Raw genomic sequence first — 17847 nt, forward strand, 5'->3', positions numbered from 1 at the left:
CGCCGGGATCATCCCGGCCGTTCGTGCAGCGGGGCCTCGCCCCGCGTTACGGCATCCAGTCCAGCAACGCCTGCAGGCGCTGGTGCGGGTCATCGTGCTGCAGCAGCTGCAGGCGCTGCGCATCCTGCAGGGGCAGCAGCTCAGCCAGGCGCCAGCCGACCCAGCTGGCCTGCTCCATCTGCGCCGGGCTGACCGGAGCAAACGCGGCACCGGCCTGTTCGATGATGTGCTCAAGCACGGTCGCCATCAGGGCATGTTCGGGCTGCAGCTCATCGTCGCTGTCGGCCGCACACCAGGTCACCTCGGCAATGATCAGCCCATTGTCGCGCACGCGCGTGCGATCGACATGGAAGCGACGCTGGCCACGCAGGCGCAGCACCAGCACCCCATCGGCGCCCACGTCGAAATCCTCGATCCGCGCCTCCACGCCGTAGGCGGCCGGCACCGCGGGGGCGCCGGTTTCCTCACCGTGCAGGATCATGCAGACACCGAACGCGGTACCGGCGCGGCTGCATTCGCGCAGCATGTCCAGGTAGCGCCGCTCGAACACGCGCAGGCCCAGCGCGGCGCCGGGCAGCAGCACGGTGTGAAGCGGGAACAGGGGCAGTGACGCGGTGTCGGTCATGGCCAGCCCCCGCTCAGGACGGCTGCAGCTGTGCCAGGAAGCGCCGCGGCGCGCCGTCGAAGCCACCATTGGACATGAACACCACGTGGTCGCCGGGCATGGCGATCGCGTCCAGGCGCGACAGCAGCGCATCGGTATCCGGCACGGCATACGCGTCGCCTCGCACGGCGGCGATCACGCCGGCCGCATCCCAGGCCAACTCCGGGCGGTGCAGGAACACCACGGCATCGGCACCGTCCAGCGACGGCGCCAGCGCCTGCGCATGCGCGCCCAGCCGCATGGAATTGCTGCGCGGTTCCATCGCCACCACGATGCGGGCTTCACCAACCCTCGCACGCAGGCCCTCGAGGGTGGTGCGGATCGCGGTGGGGTGATGCGCGAAGTCATCGTAGACGGTGACATCGCGCGCCTGGCCGATCACTTCCAGCCGGCGCTTGACGCTGCGGAACGCGGCCAGCGCCGGCATCACCGTGGCCAGTTCGACACCTACCGCATGCGCGGCGGCCAGCGCCGCGAGCCCGTTGAGCACGTTATGGCGACCGAGCAGCGACCAGCGCACTTCACCGATGCGCTCGCCGCGATGGTGCACCACGAACACGCTGCCGTCGGCCTCCACCAGTTCGGCGTGCCATTCCAGCGCAGGATCGAAACCGAAGCGCTCCACCGGCGTCCAGCACCCCATCGCCAGCACCTCGGCGAGATAGGCATCTTCGCCGTTGACGATCAGGCGCCCGCGCGCGGGCACGGTGCGGATCAGGTGATGGAACTGGCGCTGGATCGCGGCCACGTCCGGGAAGATGTCGGCGTGGTCGTATTCGAGGTTGTTGAGGATCGCCACCAGCGGCCGGTAGTGCACGAACTTGCTGCGCTTGTCGAAGAACGCGGTGTCGTACTCGTCGGCTTCGACCACGAACTCGCGGCCGCTGCCGATGCGCGCGGACACGCCGAAATCCTCCGCCACGCCGCCGATCAGAAAGCCCGGCTCACGCCCGGCGCTGTGCAGCAGCCAGGTCAGGATGGTGGTGGTGGTGGTCTTGCCGTGTGTGCCGGCCACAGCCAGGGTGTCGCGGCCCGGCAGCACCTGCTCGGACAGCCACTGGGCCCCGGAGATATAGCGCTGGCCGGCATCCAGCACGGCTTCCACGGCAGGGTTGCCGCGCGAGAGCGCATTGCCGATCACCACCTCGTCGCAGTCCGGTGCCACGCTGTCGGCGCGGTAGCCCGGATCCAGGGCGATGCCCAGGCGTTCGAGCTGGGTGGACATCGGCGGGTAGATCGCCTGGTCGCTGCCGCGGACCGTATGGCCCTTCTCGCGTGCCAGCGCGGCCACGCCGCCCATGAAAGTGCCTGCAATACCAAGAATGTGGATCGTGCTCATGCCTGCGATTGTCGCCGATCATCACCGTCGATGGACATCGCCGTCAGATAACTCCTAGTCGAGTATCAGAGAAGTCCATCACGGTGTCAGGGAAATCCCGATAGCGCCGTACTGTGAAGACGGACACAATTCCATGGGCCAGCCGCAGCACCCCATTGGTCCTACTCCCCAAGAGGCCATCCCCAGGGGGGCTCATGCTGCGGGGCTCTGAGCAAGCCCGCTCGCTGGCACCTTCAAACCACACGCCTGGTCCCTTCGGGGGCCGGGCGTGTGTGTTTCAGGCACTGGGCAGCGCACTGCCCGTGCGGTGCCGCCGTAGCGGCACCGACCGGATCAGGCCTGGATCGCGGCGCGGATGCGCGCTTCCACGTCGTTCAGTTCACCCACGCCATCAACGCGTGCGAGCGTGCCACGGCCGGCATAGAAATCCACCACGGGCGCGGTCTGGTCGTTGTAGACCTGCAGGCGCTGACGCACCGATTCGGGGTTGTCATCGGCACGGCCCTGCTCGGCGGCGCGGCCGGCGATGCGCTCGACCAGCAGTTCGGTCGGCACGTCCAGCTGCACGACCGCATCCAGCGGCTGGCCGATCTTGGCCAGCAGGCTGTCCAGCGCATTGGCCTGGGCCACGTTGCGCGGGTAACCATCCAGGATGAAGCCCTTGGCCACATCGTCCTGGCCCAGGCGCGACTCGAGCATGCCCAGCAGGATGTCATCGGACACCAGGTTGCCGGCATCCATCACGGCCTTGGCCTGCTTGCCCAGCTCGGTCCCCGCCGCCACTTCGGCACGCAGCAGGTCGCCGGTGGAAATGTGCGCAATCGAAAGATGTTCCTTCAGGCGCGTCGCCTGCGTCCCCTTGCCCGAACCGGGCGGTCCCAACAGAACCAATCGCATCAACCTGACTCCAACGTGGTAAGAAAATGGAAGGGCGCGCGCCCCGGGATTGTCCACAATCACGCTGCACCGCAATACGCGCACTTTACCCCATACCGGTAATGTCTCTGCAATGTCCTTCCCCCAGACCAAGGTCGCACCATGCCCAACGGTACCCTGCTCTACGCCCAGTCAGGCGGCGTCACCGCCGTCATCAATGCCACGGCCTCGGCGGTCATCAGCACGGCAAGGGCCAAAGGAATCAAGGTCTTGGCCGCACGCAACGGCATTCTCGGCGCGCTCCGCGAGGACCTGATCGACACCTCGAAGGAAACCGCTGCCGCGATCGCCGCCCTCGCCCATACCCCCGGCGGCGCGTTCGGCTCGTGCCGCTACAAGCTCAAATCGCTGGAGGCCGACCGCGGCAGGTACGAGCGGCTGCTCCAGGTGCTGCGCGCGCACGATGTGCGCTGGTTCCTCTACAACGGCGGCAACGATTCGGCCGATACCGCCTGGAAGGTTTCCCAGCTGGCCAAGGCCTTCGACTACGACCTGACCTGCATCGGCGTGCCCAAGACCATCGACAACGATCTGGCCGTGACCGATACCTGCCCGGGCTTCGGCTCGGCGGCCAAGTACACGGCCGTCTCGGTGCGCGAAGCGGCGCTGGACGTGGCCGCGATGGCCGAGACCTCGACCAAGGTGTTCGTGTACGAAGCGATGGGCCGCCATGCCGGCTGGCTCGCGGCGGCCGCGGGGCTGGCCGGCCAGGGCGCCGATGACGCCCCGCACATCATCCTGCTGCCCGAGCGCGCCTACGACGAGGCCGCGTTCCTGGCCAAGGTGAAACAGGTGGTCGAGCGCGTGGGTTACTGCGTGGTGGTGGCCTCCGAGGGCATCCAGACGGCCGATGGCCGTTTCGTCGCCGATGCGGGCGGTGGCACCGATTCGTTCGGGCATACCCAGCTCGGCGGCGTGGCCTCGCAGCTGGCGGCCCGGGTCAAGGATGGACTGGGCTACAAGGTCCACTGGACCCTGCCCGACTACCTGCAGCGCTCGGCGCGCCATCTGGCCTCCAAAACCGACTGGGAGCAGGCACAGGCGGTGGGCAAGGCGGCGGTGCAGTTCGCGTTGAAGGGCCAGAACGCGGTGATGCCGGTGATCGTGCGCACCAGCGATAAACCCTATCGCTGGAAAATCGAGGCCGCCCCGCTGCACAAGGTGGCCAACCACGAGAAGAAGATGCCGGCCGGCTTCATCCGCCGCGATGGCTTCGGCATCACCGACAAGGCCCGCGCCTATCTCGCCCCGCTGATCAAGGGGGAAGCCCCGTTGCCGTTCGGGCCTGATGGGCTGCCGAAGTACGTGACGCTGAAGAACGTGGCAGTGAAGAAGAAGCTGCCTGCCTTCGAAGCATGAGCAACCCGTCGGTGCCGGCCGCTGGCCGGCACCGCGGTGTCCCCGGCAGCGTCCGGGAAGCCGGCCAGCGGCCGGCACTACCGGTGCGTGGTCAGGTCAGTTGCAGGCCTTGCCCTCGACCTTCATCTGCGCGGCGAACATCGGCACCTGCGCGATCTTGCCGGCGGCGGCCTGCTTCTTGGCGTCTTCCAGGTAGATGCGCGACTGGCCCTGGCCATCGCGTTCGGGCGTGGTGGTGACCGGCATGCGCCACACGCGCACCACCGCCTGCTGGGCCGGGCAGCCCGCATTCGGCACACGGATCACATCATTGAGTTTCCAGCCCTTGGCCTCGCTGGGCTGCGCCTTGTCGTAGTCGACGAAGCGGGCCCGCGGCTGGCACTGCTCGCTGGTACGCACCACGGCGAATTTGTACGGTTGGGCCGCTTCGCCGGTGAACACGCCTTCCAGCCGCGCGCAGGCTTCGGGAATCTGGCGCAGGGTGTGGGCCGCGCCCACCGCCTGCGGGGTGCCCGCGGCGCGCTGCAGTTCGGGGGTCTCGGCGGCGAAAGAGGACACGGCGGGCAACAGGGCCAGCCACAACAGATGACGGGGGGACATGGCAGGACTCCAACGGCTGGGGATGGGCCGAGGCTGCCAGTGGGTGGCTGAACGGCGTGGCAAAGGCGGCCCGTCGTCCGGATCTGCGTGGTTGCCGGCCAGCGGCCGGCACTACCCATGCCACTGGTCGGCGCTACCCATGTCACTGACAGTTCGGCCTCACGCATGCGGTTTGTAATCCTTGCTGGCTTGCATCGAGGATTTGCCCGCATACTCGGTCCACCAGGGATTGCTGAACACCGCCACACGCTAGACGACCGGGCACGGTCTGAACGGGTTGGTTCATGGTTGCAGCCCGTTGTGCCCCCGTGTGGAGAAGTTCATCCGTTCACTGGATGTCATTCCATCACCCGGGAGGGGACATGCTGGAACGTTATGGGCTTTCTCTGGCGCTGTTCTGCGCCATCCTCGCGATTCTCTACGGCATCGTGTCGGCACGCTGGATCCTCCGGCAGCCGGCTGGCAATGCGCGCATGCAGGAAATCGCCGCCGCCATCCAGGAAGGCGCGCGCGCCTACCTCAACCGCCAATACCTGACCATCGCCATCGCCGGTGCCGTGCTGTTCGTGCTGGTCGGCATCTTCCTCAGCTGGTACACCGCGATCGGCTTCGCGATCGGCGCCGTGCTCTCCGGCGCGGCCGGCTACATCGGCATGAACGTCTCCGTCCGCGCCAACGTGCGCACCGCCGAGGCGGCCCGCAACGGCCTGAGCGCAGCCATGGACGTGGCCTTCCGCGGCGGTGCGATCACCGGCATGCTGGTGGTCGGGCTGGGCCTGCTGGGCGTGGCCGGGTACTACGCGCTGCTGTTGAAGCTCGGGCTGGATGTCGCGCAGACGCTGCACGCGCTGGTCGGGCTGGCGTTCGGTTCGTCGCTGATCTCGATCTTCGCGCGGCTGGGCGGCGGCATCTTCACCAAGGGCGCCGACGTCGGCGCGGACCTGGTCGGCAAGGTCGAAGCCGGCATTCCCGAGGACGACCCGCGCAACCCGGCGGTGATCGCCGACAACGTGGGTGACAACGTCGGCGACTGCGCCGGCATGGCGGCGGACCTGTTCGAAACCTACGCCGTCACCGTGATCGCCACGATGCTGCTCGGCAACCTGATGATCGCCGAGGCCGGCGCCAATGCGGTGCTGTATCCGCTGGTGCTGGGCGGTGTCTCGATCATCGCCTCGATCGTGGGCGCGCTGTTCGTCAAAGTAAAACCGGGCGGCTCGATCATGGGCGCGCTGTACAAGGGCGTGATCGTATCCGGGGTGCTGGCGGCGATCGCGTTCTACCCGATCACCACGCAGTTGATGCCGGACAACGCGCATGGCGCGCTGAACCTGTATTTCTGCGCGTTGATCGGGCTGGTGCTGACCGGGTTGATCGTGTGGATCACCGAGTACTACACCGGCACCCAGTACAAACCGGTGCAGCACGTGGCGCAGGCCTCCACCACCGGGCATGGCACCAACATCATCGCCGGGCTCGGTGTCTCGATGAAGTCCACCGCCCTGCCGGTGATCGCGGTGTGCGTGGCGATCTGGCTGGCACACTATTTCGGCGGCCTGTACGGCATCGCCATCGCCGCCACGGCGATGCTCTCGATGGCCGGGATGATCGTCGCACTCGATGCCTACGGCCCGATCACCGACAACGCCGGCGGTATCGCCGAGATGGCCGAACTGCCGCCGGAGATCCGCGACATCACCGACCCGCTCGATGCGGTCGGCAACACCACCAAGGCGGTGACCAAGGGCTACGCCATCGGCTCAGCGGCCCTGGCCGCACTGGTGCTTTTCGCTGATTACACGCACAACCTGCAGGCCGCCAATCCCGGCGAGACCTTCGCCTTCGATCTGTCCAACCATGAAGTGATCATCGGCCTGCTGATCGGTGGCCTGATCCCCTACCTGTTCGGTGCGATGGCGATGGAAGCGGTGGGTCGCGCGGCGGGTGCGGTGGTGGAGGAAGTGCGCCGCCAGTTCCGCGAGATTCCCGGGATCATGGAAGGCACCGGCAAACCGCAGTACGACCGCGCGGTGGACATGCTGACCCGCTCGGCGATCCGCGAAATGATCATCCCCTCGCTGTTGCCGGTCGCCGTGCCGGTGGTGGTCGGCCTGCTGCTCGGGCCGCGTGCGCTCGGTGGCCTGCTGATCGGCACCATCGTCACCGGTCTGTTCGTGGCGATCTCGATGACCACCGGCGGCGGCGCCTGGGACAACGCCAAGAAGTACATCGAAGATGGCCATTTCGGCGGCAAGGGCAGTGAGGCGCACAAGGCCGCGGTGACCGGCGATACCGTCGGTGATCCGTACAAGGACACGGCCGGCCCGGCGATCAACCCGCTGATCAAGATCATCAACATCGTGGCACTGCTGCTGGTGCCACTGCTCTGAGGCAGAACGGGCGCGCTGGCCTCGTTGGCCGGCGCGCCCAAGGGGTGCGTGCGTGCCGTGCAGTCAGTGCGATGCAACCGGGCTCGTGTCCACCAGCCATCTGGCAGGATCGTGGATACGGTAAAGGCCCGAATCCTCCGCCAACTGGCGAAGCAGGTTGCCATGCCCCGCTCCATAGATCACCAACACGCGATCACCGGCGCGGGTGGCACGCGCGATCGCATTGAAGATCATCAGGTTGCGTCCGTACCACGACTGCACCCAGTTGGCGCCGACCGGGTCTTCCGGCGTGCCCAGCAGGCCCAGACGGTAGTAGGTGGCGGCGTTCCAATGCAGCCACTGCGCGCCATTGAAGTGGCGCAGCGCCTCCGCCACGGTCCCGTTGTCGAGCAGCCGTTGATCCTCGTCGACCTGCGCCTTCACCATTGCCGTGAAGGCCGCGTACTGCGCCTGCTGGCCGTACGTCTCGACGGCGGCGGTGTAATCGATGCGCGCCTTGTCGGTGATGGGCCCCTGGCCGTTCCAGTCCACGGCGTACACCTTGCCAAGGTCCAGCGCGCAGGCGATACGAAAGCCGAGCTGTTCGGATTCGCTGCGCGACAGCGCGCGCTTGCCTGCACAGGAAGCGACGAAGTTCTCCTGGAGCGTAGCTTGTCGAGCCGAGTCGACCTCGACCATGATCTTGGTGGGTCGATAGCGTTCCAACAGCTGGGCGACGTCGGCTATTTCCTGTTGGCGCTTTTCGCCCAACACATCATCGGCCGTCATGTTCTGCAGATCACGGCCAGGATTGTTCATGTGGTAACTGCCAATCAGCAGGTAGTCGGCAATCGGACCGCCGTCAGTGCTCCGCGCGTGAGCGACGCCGCTCAGGAGGGCGGCAACCATGCAGAGGGATACGACGGTGGGCCTGCATGCCATACGAGGTGCTCCTCAGCTGTTGACCGGACGTACCGGTGTTGCTGGAGTGTTGCAACGCGATCACGGCATGCACGCGGGTCGAAAGTCACTGCGAGCGTGATGCACGCCTCAACGCCGCCGGATGAAGAACGTCACCGGTACCATCACCTCCACCGGATCACCGGCCACCTCGGCGGGCGGCGGCGGCAGCGGGCTGCCGCGGCGCACCGTGGCCAGGGTTTCCTCATCCAGCAGCGGATGGCCGCTGCTCTGGCCCAGGCGGATGTTGGAGGCGTTGCCCTGGCGGTCGACCGAGAAGCGCACATAGGCCACGCCCTGCTGGCGCAGGCGCTCGGCCTGGCGCGGATAGCGGCGGTACTGTTCCAGATGGCCGAGCAGCAGCCCCTGCCAGGTGACCGCCGCGTTGCCCTGGTGGCCGGCCACGGTCTGCGTGGCAGCGTAGCGTTCGGACGGGCGTGCGGAGACATCCGGCGGTGCCAGCGTCTGATCGACGTTGTGCGGGTCGGTCGGCTCCTCTTCGCGCGGCGTCTGCCGACGCAGCACGTCCTGCGCGTCCGGGGTGTCGGCCGGCGGCAGATCGATCTTCGGCACCGGCGTGGGCTCGGGCCGATGCTGTTCGTGCTGCAGCGGCCCGGGCGGCATCTCCTTCGGTGGCGCGGATGGCGCCTCAGGCACCGGCGCCAGCTCCACCATCACCGCTTCCACGGGCGTGTCGCTGGCCAGCACCGGCGCACGGTGCTGCCACCACAGCGCGCCGCCGATCAGCGCGCCATGCACGGCCAACACGAGGGCCAGGCTGCCCACCCAGCGCAGCGTCGCGGCGGGGTCGCGGCTCATTCGCGGCGCTGCTCCAGCCCGACCAGCGCGATCCTGCGATACCCCGCCGTGCGCAGGGCATTCATGGTCTGCATCAGATCGCCATAGGGCACCGCCTGGTCGGCGCGCAGGTAGATGCGCTGCTCGTGGTCACCGGCGGTCAGCCGCTCCAGCGCAGCTTTCAGGCCATCACGGCCCACAGGCACGTCGTTGATGCTCAGTGACAGATCGGCCTGCACCGAGAGGAACACCGGTTCGCCATCGCGTGGCTGCGGCTGCGCAGTGCTGGCCGGCAGGTCCACCGGCGTGTCCACGGTGGCCAGCGGCGCGGCGACCATGAAGATGATCAGCAGCACCAGCATGACGTCGATGAAGGGCGTGACATTGATCTCGTGGCTTTCTTCCAGCGCGTCGTCGTCGTGGCGGGCGGTCTTGATGGGCATGGCCGGTCCTCAGCGCGCGTCGTGCACGGCCGGCGCCTTGCCAAGCCGGTCCAGATCGCGCGAGACCAGTTGCTGCACGCCCGCGGACAGATCCCCAGCAGGCCGCGGATACCGGCCAGCACGCGGGTGAAGTGGTTGTAGATCACCACGGCGGGAATCGCCGCGACCAGGCCCAGTGCGGTGGCAAGCAGCGCCTCGGCGATGCCCGGTGCGACGACGGCAAGATTGGTGGTGTTGGCATGGGCGATGCCGATGAAACTGTTCATGATTCCCCAGACCGTGCCGAACAGGCCGACGAACGGCGCGATCGCGCCGATGCTGGCGAGCAGGCCCACGCCGGTGCGCAGCTGGCGCGCATGCGCCAGTTCGATGCGTTCCAGGCGCGACGCGACGCGCTCCTTGATCCCGACGGGATCATGCGCGTCATGCGAGAGGCGCAGCTCGGTGCGGGCGGCATCGATCAACGCATGCGCGACGCCCTCGTCCAGCAACGGCTGCGTCTGCGGCGCCGGCAGGTGCGCGGCCTGCAGCAGCAGCGCACGGGCCGCGCGCAACGTCGTGCGCTGCCGCGCCAGCTCCCAGGTCTTGGCGACCAGCACGGTCCAGGTGGCGATCGAGGCGAGCGCCAGCCCGATCATCACGGCCTGCACCACGCCATCGGCGGCCTGGTACATGCCCCAGGGAGTCAGGTCATGCGGCAGCGCCGCCACGGTGGCAGGAAGAGCGATGGGCAGGGTCATGGGCGGAGTCGTCGGTCAGGGCATCGCGGCGCGTGACAGGGCCGGAGGCAGGCAAAGGGGGGAGGAATATCGGGGGCGAAGCGGTGGAAATCAGTGCGGGGCGGACAGCACGTTCAGCGCTCCGACGGGCGATCCGGCGTGGCCGATGGCCGCGGCGCGGGCCGTGACAGCACATAGGCCGCGCTGGCGGCGAAGAACAGGCCGACGCCGAGCAGCAGCGGCCAGGACGGATGCGCGCCCCAGCAGAACATGACGAAGCCGAACGCCATGCCTGCGCCGGCAAAGGCCTTGCCCTTGCGGCTGATCGCGCCCTGCTCGCGCCACAGGCGCAGCGGTGGGCCGTAACGAGGATGCTCGAGCAGCCGACGCTCGAACTTCGGCGAGCTGCGCGCGAAGCAGCCGACGGCCAGGATCAGGAAGATGGTGGTCGGCATCACCGGCAGCAGGGCGCCGATGACGCCCAGCGCCACCATGATCCAGCCCAGGCCGAACCAGAGCCAGCGCATCACGGGTGGCCGTGGCGGTCCGGCACGGCGGAGCTGTGCCGAACGGTGCTCATGCGAATTCTTCCTCGACGTGACCGTGCACGCTGCGGAAAGCGGCATCGGCGGCATCGATCACCTGTTGTTCCTGCGCCTGGGTGAGCGCGACGCCGTCGAGCGCGGCGGTGAACGCGCGCCAATGGCGGGCCGCGCCATCGGGATGTGCGGCCAGGTGGCGCGCGCCGAAGTCACTGTCCAGGCCGAGCCTGGCGGCCATCTTGTACAACACGGTGCCCCCCAGGTTGGAGCCTTCGGCCACATACAGCCAGCCGAGCGCGGCCGGCAGCGGCAGGTCGCCATCCAGGCCGGTGGATGCCGACAGTGGCAGGGTCTGTTCCAGATCGGCCAGGTCGCGGGCGATCAGCGGCAGCCGGCGGCGCTCGTCCAGGTCGGGCAGCAGCGCGTCCAGCGCGGGGTTGCCATACAGCGCGTCGATGTCGCGGTGAAAGCGGAACTGCACGCGCACGAATTTCGCGAACAGGTCGCGGCTGGCGAAGATGTCGCCGGCCATGATGCGCTTGTCCAGCGCGCCGTGGCTGTCACGGGTGGCGGCCTTGAGGCGTTGGCTGCGGGTGGCTTGGGGAGTATCGATGACGATCATGGCACTGCTTGGATGGGGAAGTGGGGCGCGGTTCTCTGTTGAAGACGTCTGTCACGGCTGCAACCCCAAGCCCATTGTCGCGTGGGAAGCGTTGCGTCCGTCACATGCCACCGTCACGGCCTTGCCCCGATAATACGGGCCACGCCCTGCCACTGGAATGACACGATGATCACCACCGAACCGCGCATGACCAATCTGTTCCTGCAGCTCGGGCTGGAGGCCAGCGAGGAGGCGATCGCCGCCTTCATCCGCGACCACCAGCTCTCCAACGATATCCGCCTGATCGAAGCGCCGTACTGGAACGACGGGCAGCGCCAGTTCCTGACCGAGCAGCTGCGCTCGGATGCCGAGTGGGCGATCGTGGTCGATGAGCTCAGCGAAGCCCTGCACGCCGATGCGACCGCGCAGGCCAACGCCGGCTGAGCGATTACGGGCATCTGATGCCGGCCGGCCCCGGATGGGCAGGCTGGATGCACGACAGGGGCCGGCCATGCCGGCCCCTGTCGAGTCCAGATATCAGTAGCGGTAGGTCAGCGCCATCCGCACCGTCCGGCCCGGTGCGGGCATCACGCCCAGCGCCAGCGGATCGAGATAGTAGCGGTCGGTCAGGTTGTCCACGTTGAGGTCGACCGCGAACTGCTCGCTGGCCTGCCAGCTGGCGAACAGATCCACGATGGTCGCCGGGCGGTACAGCTGCTGGATCGCCGACAGGCCCACGTTCCATTCCTTGTCCAGCGTGCTGATCGGGCCGGCGTTGTGGATCACCCGGGTGCCGAAGCTCAGGCGCTGGTCGAACAGGCGCGAGCCCAGGGTCAGGTTGACGTTGTAGCGCGGCGGGTTCTGGGTGTTGCTGTAGGACCCTTCGAAGCCACCATCCACGCAGTCCGGCGTGTTCTTCAGTTCCTCGATCTTCCGCTGGATGCCGTAGGCACGACGCTCGGCGGCGATGTCCGGCGCGCAGGTCTTGGCCTGAATGTAGTAGTGCGCGGACAGATCGGCGAACACCATGCCGCTGTCATAGCTGGACTGGAACTCCACGCCGGAAACCTTGAAGCGGTCCACGTTGCGGATCAGCCCGGCCGACAGGGTGCGGTAGTCGCGGGTGATCAGATCAGCGATGCGCGTGTTGAAGTAGGCCAGCTTGAAGCCGGCCTGGTCGCCCTCGGTGAACAGGCTGTGGCGCACCGTGCTCGCACCGACCTCCCAGGTCCCTGCCCGCTCCGGCTTGAGCTCACCGGTCGGCTTGGCCGCGGTGAACAGGCCCAGCGTGGTCTCGAACAGGCTCGGCAGCTTCACGCCCTCGGCGTACTTCACGTACACCATCGTGTCTTCGTCGAAACGGTAGGTGACGCTGGCACTGGGCATGAAGGCGCTGTCGCGCCGACGGATCGGCTGCGACCAGGTCCAGCTGACCGGCACGCTCAGATCTTCGGCATCATCGGCGTCGTAGAAGTTCCAGCCGGTGATGTCAGCCACCGTGCCCTTCTCATACGGTGATGCCAGCAGCGAGGCTTCGGTGAACTGGCCGTTGGCATCCGGATACCAGTTGAGCATGGCGATGCGCTTGGCGCGCCATGCCGGCAGATCGGGGTTGCCGTCCAGCAGCTGGGTGTAGCGGTACTGACCGATCACCCCGTACGTTTCCGGCGTGGCCAGGCGATTGCGGTCGTGCACGTTGACGCGGTTGTAGCGGCCACCGACCACCACTTCCCAATGCTCGTCCGGCTGCCATTTGACCGAGGCCACCGCGCTGTATTCCTTGCGCTCGGCGTTGCGCAGGAAGCGGTTGTTGACCAGGTCGTCGTGCATGACCGGCGAGTGCGGGCCCGGGCCGACGTCCTCGTCGCTGAAGGACAGGCCGTAGTCCAGCGTGAACAACCCGGCGCGACCGTCCAGATGCGTGGTGTTGCCCACATCGAAACCGAGCCGGGTCTGGGTCAGCTCATTGCGGTAGGCATCCTTGTAGCCCGGGTCGGTGTTGAACGAGGGGCCGTCGTACCACTCGGTGCGGCGATCGAAGTACCACGGGGTGATGCCGGTCAGGCCGTTGTACATCAGGCTGTCGGCGTCGGTGTACCAGAGGTTGGCCTTCAGATCGATCCGCTCGTTGTCCGGGTTGAAGCGGTAGCGCAGGTTGTAGGCATCCATGTCGACATGGCCCGGGTCCCACTGCGGCACGCGGTCGCGGTCCACGCGGATGATCTGCGAGGCCATGATCTCGCCGGCGGTGCCTTCATAACGGCGGTAGCCCGCTTCCAGCGTCTGCTCATCGTCGATGCGCCAGGTGCCTTTGAGCAGGAAGGACTCCGAGCGCGCGGAGGTGTTGAACACTTCGGTATCCGGCGGATTCAACGGTGCCAGCGTGCGTCGGGTCTGTGGGAAGTCGTCGTAGCCGTGCTTGCCCGAGAAGTAGTTGCCGTTCTCCCGCCATGCGTAGGCGGCGACCAGGTCGAAGCGATCCCAATGCTTGGCGGTGGCGATGTTGAAGAACTGGCTGCCCAGCGCGCTGCGGTCGGTGCGCGGTGCGGCGTCGTAGGCGGGCACGTTGTTGGCGCTGGCATTGGCCATGCCGGTGCGCACGCGCAGCCCGGCGTCACGGCCATCGCGCAGCACGTCCTCGATCTTCAGCGTTTCCATCTCCACCACGCCGCCGATGCCGCCGGAGGCATTGACGCCCAGGCTCGGCCCCTTGGTGATGGTGATGTTGGAGATCAGGTCCGGATCCAGATAGGTGCGTTGCGACTGGCCTGCGTAACCCCGGTAGGTATCCATGGTCGACTGCCCGCCGTCGATGATCACCGGAATGCGGCTCTGGCCCTGGATGCCGCGGATGTTCACGTCCAGCGCGTTGGCGGTGCGCGGATCGCCGGCGGTCACACCGGCCACGCCCTTGACGATGTCCGAGGTGGAGGTGCCGCGAAAGCGCTCGATGGTGGTGCGGTCGATGTAGGCGCTGGAACCGGCGGTGCGGTACACGTCCAGCGCGCGCTCGGCGTCGCTGCCGCCCTCGATGCGATCACCTGCCACGCTGAGCGCATCGGTGACGATCAGGCCGTCGTCGTTGCCGGCCACCCGTGCGCGCTCCAGCGTTACCGCTTCCGGCCCGACCTGGCGCATGTTCAACCCACTGCCCTGCAGCAGGCGCAGCAAGGCCGACGGTGCATCCATCTGCCCGGCCACCGCCGTGGAGGTGAGCCCTTCGGCCAGTGTTGCCGGATAGGCGACCTGGACACCGGATTGCCGCATGTAGGTGCGCAGCGCGTCGGCCAGCGGCTGGGCGGGAATGTCGAAACGCAGCGTGGCCGCAGCGGAGGCCGGGCTGGACTGGGCCAGGGCCGGCAGTGCCGGCGCGGTGGCCAGGCCGGCGCTGAGCAGGGCGATGCAGAGACGTGACGGGCGCAGGCGATGCCCCGCGCGGGTGGAAGTACGCATGAAAAAACCTGTCGAAAGATCAGTGCCGCAGAGGCGGGTCATCCACACGCAGGTGCGGATGCAGCGGACGTACGTGGCGGCGGCGGGTACGTTATGCCGGGTAAGACGAACGAACAGGTCGCTGCCCCAAGACCAATGCGCCGCCCCCGACTGGACGCACGCCACGCCGCCTCCGCAGCAGGCCGCCGCGCTACGGGTGGGTGGCCGGCGCCACGATCGCCACGCCCATCGGCAGGCGGGTCACGCTCAACCCGGCGCTGACCGCCAGGGCGTCCAGGGCCTGCTCCGGCCGGTCGATGCGGAAGGCCGCATTGATCGCGGGCAGACTGGCCAGATCCCCGCGCACGAAGGTGGGCCCGGACCGATAGCGCGCGATGCGCCGCACCGCCTCTTCCACCCCGGTTGCGTCGAGCAGCAGTTCGCCCTCACGCCAGGCCGCGATCCTGTCCAGCGCGACGTCTTCCTGCCGTGTGACCCGCCCACCCGGTGCGAAGCGCGCACGCTGGCCCGCGTCCAGATAGGTCCAGCCACCCCGATCGGCCGCCGCGACCCGGACCCGGCCCTGCGCCACGACGGTGTCCACGTGGTCACCTTCGCGTGCGACCGCGAACGCCGTGGAAATGTCCTCGATCACCCCGCCCTGCGCATCCACCTGGAATGGGCGCGCCGCGTCGGGTGTCACCTGGAACCACGCTTGGCCGCGCAGCAGCGCGATGCGCCGCACCTGCCCGTCGTAGTGGATGGCGATGGCGCTGTCGGCGTCAAGCACGGCGCGGCTGCCATCGGGAAGCACCACGGAGTGGATGGCCGTGCCGCTGCGGTGATCGGCCTGCAGCCGCAACCAGGCCTCCGGCGCCACCCAGGCCAACGCCAGCAAGGCGGCCGTGGCCGCGCCAACGGCGGGCCAGCGCAGGCGGCGCGGCGGCCGGCTGGCCACCACCGCCGGGGCCGGTTGCGGCCCGAGACTGCGCCACAGCTGGCGTTCGTATTCGAAGGTGCGCCGGTTGTCCGGCTCGGCCAGCCACTGCTCGAAGGCCTGCATCTGCCCGGGCTCGACCGCACCGGAGGCCAGCCAGGCAATCCAGGCGCGGGCCTGGACGGCAGTAGGGTCGGACGGTGGCAAGGGTCGGGACATCGGAGGCTGTTCGTGCGGGCTCATGGCTGGCAGTGGGTGCGCAGGCGCGCGCGGACGAAGAAGAGGCCGGAAGGGTCGGCATTATGATCAAGACGGATGGGAAACGGGCTTCCCCAAGCCCGGATGCGTGCCGCTCAGCGCCCGCTGCGCGCCCAGGCCAGGCGCTGCAAGGCGCTGCGCACGTGGTTTTCGACGGTCGTCACCGACACGCCCTGGCGCTTGGCGACCTCGACCTGGGTCATGCCCTGCAGGCGGTTGAGGCGGAAGATCGTGCGGGTCGGCTCGGGAAGATGTTCGGCCGCCGCCAGCACGCGCTGCAGTTCGTCCTGCGCCATCGCCTGCTCTTCGGTGGAGAGCACCTCGTCCGGCCCCCACAGGTAATGCTCGGCCAACAGGCGCGTGCGTCGCGTGCGCTCACGGCCGTGGTCGGTGGCCAGATTCGCCGCCAGCCGATACAGGTACGCCCGGGGGTTGCTGATCGGCTGGCCGCCGTCGACACCCCGGGCCTTGAACCAGATTGACTGGATCACATCCTCCGCGCCGCCATCACTGCCCAGAATGCGCTGCACCAGGCGCAGCAGCGCCGGGCGTTCGCGTATCAACAGCTCGGTGAGAGTGGTGGCGTTGGAGGACATGGGCCAGTGCACAAAGCGGGACCGCAGGGAGACGGCAATCCGTAAGGCGCGGCATGTTACTCCGCAAATGAGAATGAGTCACGTTTGGCCATGCCTCATGCCGGTCACAGGCATCCGGTCAGCCCTTCGTAGAGATTGGTCGTGGTGCCGGGCAGCCGCACGTGCAGTGGATCGTCCTGTTCCAGGGCCTGGAGCAGTATCGGCAGGGGCGTCCTGGCGGCCAGCGGGACGGGGCAGGCCCAGCTGCGCGCATCGACGATGATCCGCCCGCTCGATCCATCCACCTGCGCGGTGCTGCCGGTGAACGTCCATACGCACTCCTCCACGCCGCCATCGGCGGCGTTGACCGAACAGCGGAAACGCAGTGACTGCAGGTTGTGATACTCCCCTTCGCAGAAGGTATCGCCGCAGACCTCATCGAAGCCGCGGACCAGTCGCGTTTCCAGCGCGAGGAAGCGCTCCCTGCCGGCGGCCGGGGTCGGATAGCTGCGCGCATCGATGAAGGTCTCCGCAGTGGCGCCCCCTGCCGGGAAGCTGGCGGCTGCAAGTACAAGCGCGACGCTCGCGAGGAAGCGGTTCATGGGTGTCTCCTGTGGGACGCGGCAAGCGAACCGCCTTCGCCGAGGCAGCCGAGAAGCGCGTCATGGACCGACCGGCCGGTACCCGGCAGCGGCAGGATCAACGCGTCACGACGTCCCAGGGCGGCATGCAGGGCCTCCACCGGCGTGTGCGGGGCCAGTGGCACGGCGCACGCCCAGGTGCGGTTGTCGGGCATGACCTTGCCGGTGACGGCGTCCACCTCCAGGTTGCCGGCCGCAATGACCAGCGCGCATTCCGTCACGGTGCCCGTGGCCGCGTGCACCGAACAGCGGAACTGCAGCAGGACATGGTTGGCATGCGTTCCCTGGCAATACGTGGCGCCGCACAGGTCATGAAACTCCCGCATCAAATGGCCCTGGAGGGCGTAGAAACGGTCCCAGTTCGCCTCCTTGTAGGGAAAGTCGACCAGGTCCACGTACGGTCTGGACGAGGCATGGGCCTCGGCGGCCGGGGCCACCAGGCAGAGTGCCGCCGCCATCGAAAGGCCGGCCATCGGGGTCATCTTGGGCATCGCCAGGCTCGGAGTGGGTTCCACGCCATGATCGCCAGCGGCGCCGGCCCCGGCCATCAGGCCTCAACCGAGCGCCGTGTCGGGATGAAAGGGGCAGCCGTGTGGCGATTCTTCCCTGCCTGGCGGACCAATTCGGCGCCCCGGCGGCCAGGCCGCTGCACGTTGGCCGGCAAAGGCATAAAA

Annotated in this window: 17 protein-coding genes and 1 pseudogene; 3 read left to right on the top strand and 15 right to left on the bottom strand. The window is 67.9% G+C overall.

Translation table 11 applies throughout. The annotated features are described in order from the left end of the window. Nucleotides 1–46 precede the first annotated feature (46 nt). The 3 genes from BIZ42_RS05970 to BIZ42_RS05980 all read right to left on the bottom strand — a co-directional run bounded on the left by BIZ42_RS05970 (nucleotide 47) and on the right by BIZ42_RS05980 (nucleotide 2900). Nucleotides 47–625: an LON peptidase substrate-binding domain-containing protein gene (locus tag BIZ42_RS05970; protein ID WP_019183838.1), complete on the bottom strand. Its 579-nt coding sequence runs from the start codon at nucleotides 623–625 to the stop codon at nucleotides 47–49. Nucleotides 626–638: 13 nt separating this feature from the next. Continuing rightward, nucleotides 639–2003: a UDP-N-acetylmuramate:L-alanyl-gamma-D-glutamyl-meso-diaminopimelate ligase gene (gene mpl, locus BIZ42_RS05975; RefSeq protein WP_070425851.1), complete on the bottom strand. Its 1365-nt coding sequence runs from the start codon at nucleotides 2001–2003 to the stop codon at nucleotides 639–641. 333 nt (nucleotides 2004–2336) lie between these two features. Further along, the gene (locus BIZ42_RS05980) at nucleotides 2337–2900 is read right to left on the bottom strand and encodes an adenylate kinase (RefSeq protein ID WP_019183836.1); all 564 of its coding nucleotides are present in this window, start codon (nucleotides 2898–2900) and stop codon (nucleotides 2337–2339) included. 141 nt (nucleotides 2901–3041) lie between these two features. Here BIZ42_RS05980 and BIZ42_RS05985 point away from each other — a divergent pair, with 141 nt between their 5' ends. Continuing rightward, entirely contained in the window at nucleotides 3042–4298 is a 1257-nt protein-coding gene (locus BIZ42_RS05985) for a 6-phosphofructokinase (RefSeq protein ID WP_070425852.1), read from the top strand. A gap of 96 nt (nucleotides 4299–4394) precedes the next feature. Here BIZ42_RS05985 and BIZ42_RS05990 read toward each other — a convergent pair whose 3' ends face one another. Next, entirely contained in the window at nucleotides 4395–4898 is a 504-nt protein-coding gene (locus BIZ42_RS05990) for a hypothetical protein (protein ID WP_070425853.1), read from the bottom strand. 362 nt (nucleotides 4899–5260) lie between these two features. Between BIZ42_RS05990 and BIZ42_RS05995 the strand changes: the two genes are divergently transcribed. After that, nucleotides 5261–7288, top strand: coding sequence for a sodium-translocating pyrophosphatase (locus BIZ42_RS05995; protein WP_019183833.1), 2028 nt, complete (start codon nucleotides 5261–5263; stop codon nucleotides 7286–7288). 63 nt (nucleotides 7289–7351) lie between these two features. On the opposite strand, the gene BIZ42_RS06000 is transcribed toward BIZ42_RS05995, so the two are convergent. From BIZ42_RS06000 to BIZ42_RS06025, 6 genes and pseudogenes are all read right to left on the bottom strand, one after another. Beyond that, on the bottom strand, nucleotides 7352–8176 hold the full coding sequence (locus BIZ42_RS06000; protein ID WP_070425854.1) for a DUF5694 domain-containing protein: 825 nt from the start codon (nucleotides 8174–8176) through the stop codon (nucleotides 7352–7354). A 141-nt stretch (nucleotides 8177–8317) separates the two neighbouring features. Beyond that, the gene (locus tag BIZ42_RS06005) at nucleotides 8318–9046 is read right to left on the bottom strand and encodes an energy transducer TonB (RefSeq protein ID WP_070425855.1); all 729 of its coding nucleotides are present in this window, start codon (nucleotides 9044–9046) and stop codon (nucleotides 8318–8320) included. Beyond that, complete coding sequence (gene exbD, locus BIZ42_RS06010; RefSeq protein ID WP_019183831.1) at nucleotides 9043–9468, bottom strand: TonB system transport protein ExbD; 426 nt, start codon at nucleotides 9466–9468, stop codon at nucleotides 9043–9045. The genes BIZ42_RS06005 and exbD overlap by 4 nt, the downstream gene beginning before the upstream one ends. Nucleotides 9469–9477: 9 nt before the next feature. Continuing rightward, a pseudogene (gene exbB, locus BIZ42_RS06015) lies at nucleotides 9478–10208 on the bottom strand (tonB-system energizer ExbB). A gap of 113 nt (nucleotides 10209–10321) precedes the next feature. Further along, nucleotides 10322–10714: a YbaN family protein gene (locus BIZ42_RS06020; protein ID WP_046274323.1), complete on the bottom strand. Its 393-nt coding sequence runs from the start codon at nucleotides 10712–10714 to the stop codon at nucleotides 10322–10324. Between the two features lie 49 nt (nucleotides 10715–10763). Further along, nucleotides 10764–11351: a biliverdin-producing heme oxygenase gene (locus BIZ42_RS06025; protein WP_070425856.1), complete on the bottom strand. Its 588-nt coding sequence runs from the start codon at nucleotides 11349–11351 to the stop codon at nucleotides 10764–10766. Between the two features lie 165 nt (nucleotides 11352–11516). Here BIZ42_RS06025 and BIZ42_RS06030 point away from each other — a divergent pair, with 165 nt between their 5' ends. Next, complete coding sequence (locus BIZ42_RS06030) at nucleotides 11517–11774, top strand: DUF2789 domain-containing protein (protein WP_019183827.1); 258 nt, start codon at nucleotides 11517–11519, stop codon at nucleotides 11772–11774. Between the two features lie 93 nt (nucleotides 11775–11867). On the opposite strand, the gene BIZ42_RS06035 is transcribed toward BIZ42_RS06030, so the two are convergent. From BIZ42_RS06035 to BIZ42_RS06055, 5 genes are all read right to left on the bottom strand, one after another. Continuing rightward, nucleotides 11868–14783, bottom strand: a complete 2916-nt coding sequence (locus BIZ42_RS06035; protein ID WP_070425857.1) for a TonB-dependent receptor — start codon at nucleotides 14781–14783, stop codon at nucleotides 11868–11870. Nucleotides 14784–14973: 190 nt separating this feature from the next. Then, a complete protein-coding gene (locus BIZ42_RS06040; protein ID WP_070425858.1) occupies nucleotides 14974–15918 on the bottom strand; it encodes a FecR domain-containing protein in 945 nt (314 codons plus the stop codon). A gap of 134 nt (nucleotides 15919–16052) precedes the next feature. Then, nucleotides 16053–16553 carry a sigma-70 family RNA polymerase sigma factor gene (locus tag BIZ42_RS06045; protein WP_046274129.1) on the bottom strand — a complete coding sequence of 167 codons (501 nt, stop codon included), beginning with the start codon at nucleotides 16551–16553 and terminating at the stop codon, nucleotides 16053–16055. A 104-nt stretch (nucleotides 16554–16657) separates the two neighbouring features. Beyond that, nucleotides 16658–17134, bottom strand: a complete 477-nt coding sequence (locus BIZ42_RS06050; protein WP_070425859.1) for a hypothetical protein — start codon at nucleotides 17132–17134, stop codon at nucleotides 16658–16660. Further along, nucleotides 17131–17664, bottom strand: a complete 534-nt coding sequence (locus BIZ42_RS06055; protein WP_237393564.1) for a hypothetical protein — start codon at nucleotides 17662–17664, stop codon at nucleotides 17131–17133. Before BIZ42_RS06055 ends, BIZ42_RS06050 begins: the two co-directional genes overlap by 4 nt. Nucleotides 17665–17847 lie beyond the last annotated feature (183 nt).

This window comes from Stenotrophomonas sp. LM091 (assembly GCF_001806305.1).
In the GTDB taxonomy this organism is placed as follows: domain Bacteria; phylum Pseudomonadota; class Gammaproteobacteria; order Xanthomonadales; family Xanthomonadaceae; genus Stenotrophomonas; species Stenotrophomonas bentonitica_A.

Coding starts and splice junctions, on each gene's coding strand:
- BIZ42_RS06005 (WP_070425855.1), bottom strand. CDS start 9,046: ATGAGCCGCGACCCCGCCGCGACGCTGCGCTGGGTGGGCAGCCTGGCC.
- BIZ42_RS06045 (WP_046274129.1), bottom strand. CDS start 16,553: ATGTCCTCCAACGCCACCACTCTCACCGAGCTGTTGATACGCGAACGC.
- BIZ42_RS06050 (WP_070425859.1), bottom strand. CDS start 17,134: ATGAACCGCTTCCTCGCGAGCGTCGCGCTTGTACTTGCAGCCGCCAGC.
- BIZ42_RS05985 (WP_070425852.1), top strand. CDS start 3,042: ATGCCCAACGGTACCCTGCTCTACGCCCAGTCAGGCGGCGTCACCGCC.
- BIZ42_RS05995 (WP_019183833.1), top strand. CDS start 5,261: ATGCTGGAACGTTATGGGCTTTCTCTGGCGCTGTTCTGCGCCATCCTC.
- exbD (WP_019183831.1), bottom strand. CDS start 9,468: ATGCCCATCAAGACCGCCCGCCACGACGACGACGCGCTGGAAGAAAGC.
- BIZ42_RS05980 (WP_019183836.1), bottom strand. CDS start 2,900: ATGCGATTGGTTCTGTTGGGACCGCCCGGTTCGGGCAAGGGGACGCAG.
- BIZ42_RS06000 (WP_070425854.1), bottom strand. CDS start 8,176: ATGGTTGCCGCCCTCCTGAGCGGCGTCGCTCACGCGCGGAGCACTGAC.
- BIZ42_RS06025 (WP_070425856.1), bottom strand. CDS start 11,351: ATGATCGTCATCGATACTCCCCAAGCCACCCGCAGCCAACGCCTCAAG.
- mpl (WP_070425851.1), bottom strand. CDS start 2,003: ATGAGCACGATCCACATTCTTGGTATTGCAGGCACTTTCATGGGCGGC.
- BIZ42_RS05970 (WP_019183838.1), bottom strand. CDS start 625: ATGACCGACACCGCGTCACTGCCCCTGTTCCCGCTTCACACCGTGCTG.
- BIZ42_RS06030 (WP_019183827.1), top strand. CDS start 11,517: ATGATCACCACCGAACCGCGCATGACCAATCTGTTCCTGCAGCTCGGG.
- BIZ42_RS06035 (WP_070425857.1), bottom strand. CDS start 14,783: ATGCGTACTTCCACCCGCGCGGGGCATCGCCTGCGCCCGTCACGTCTC.
- BIZ42_RS06020 (WP_046274323.1), bottom strand. CDS start 10,714: ATGCGCTGGCTCTGGTTCGGCCTGGGCTGGATCATGGTGGCGCTGGGC.
- BIZ42_RS05990 (WP_070425853.1), bottom strand. CDS start 4,898: ATGTCCCCCCGTCATCTGTTGTGGCTGGCCCTGTTGCCCGCCGTGTCC.
- BIZ42_RS06055 (WP_237393564.1), bottom strand. CDS start 17,664: ATGCCCAAGATGACCCCGATGGCCGGCCTTTCGATGGCGGCGGCACTC.
- BIZ42_RS06040 (WP_070425858.1), bottom strand. CDS start 15,918: ATGTCCCGACCCTTGCCACCGTCCGACCCTACTGCCGTCCAGGCCCGC.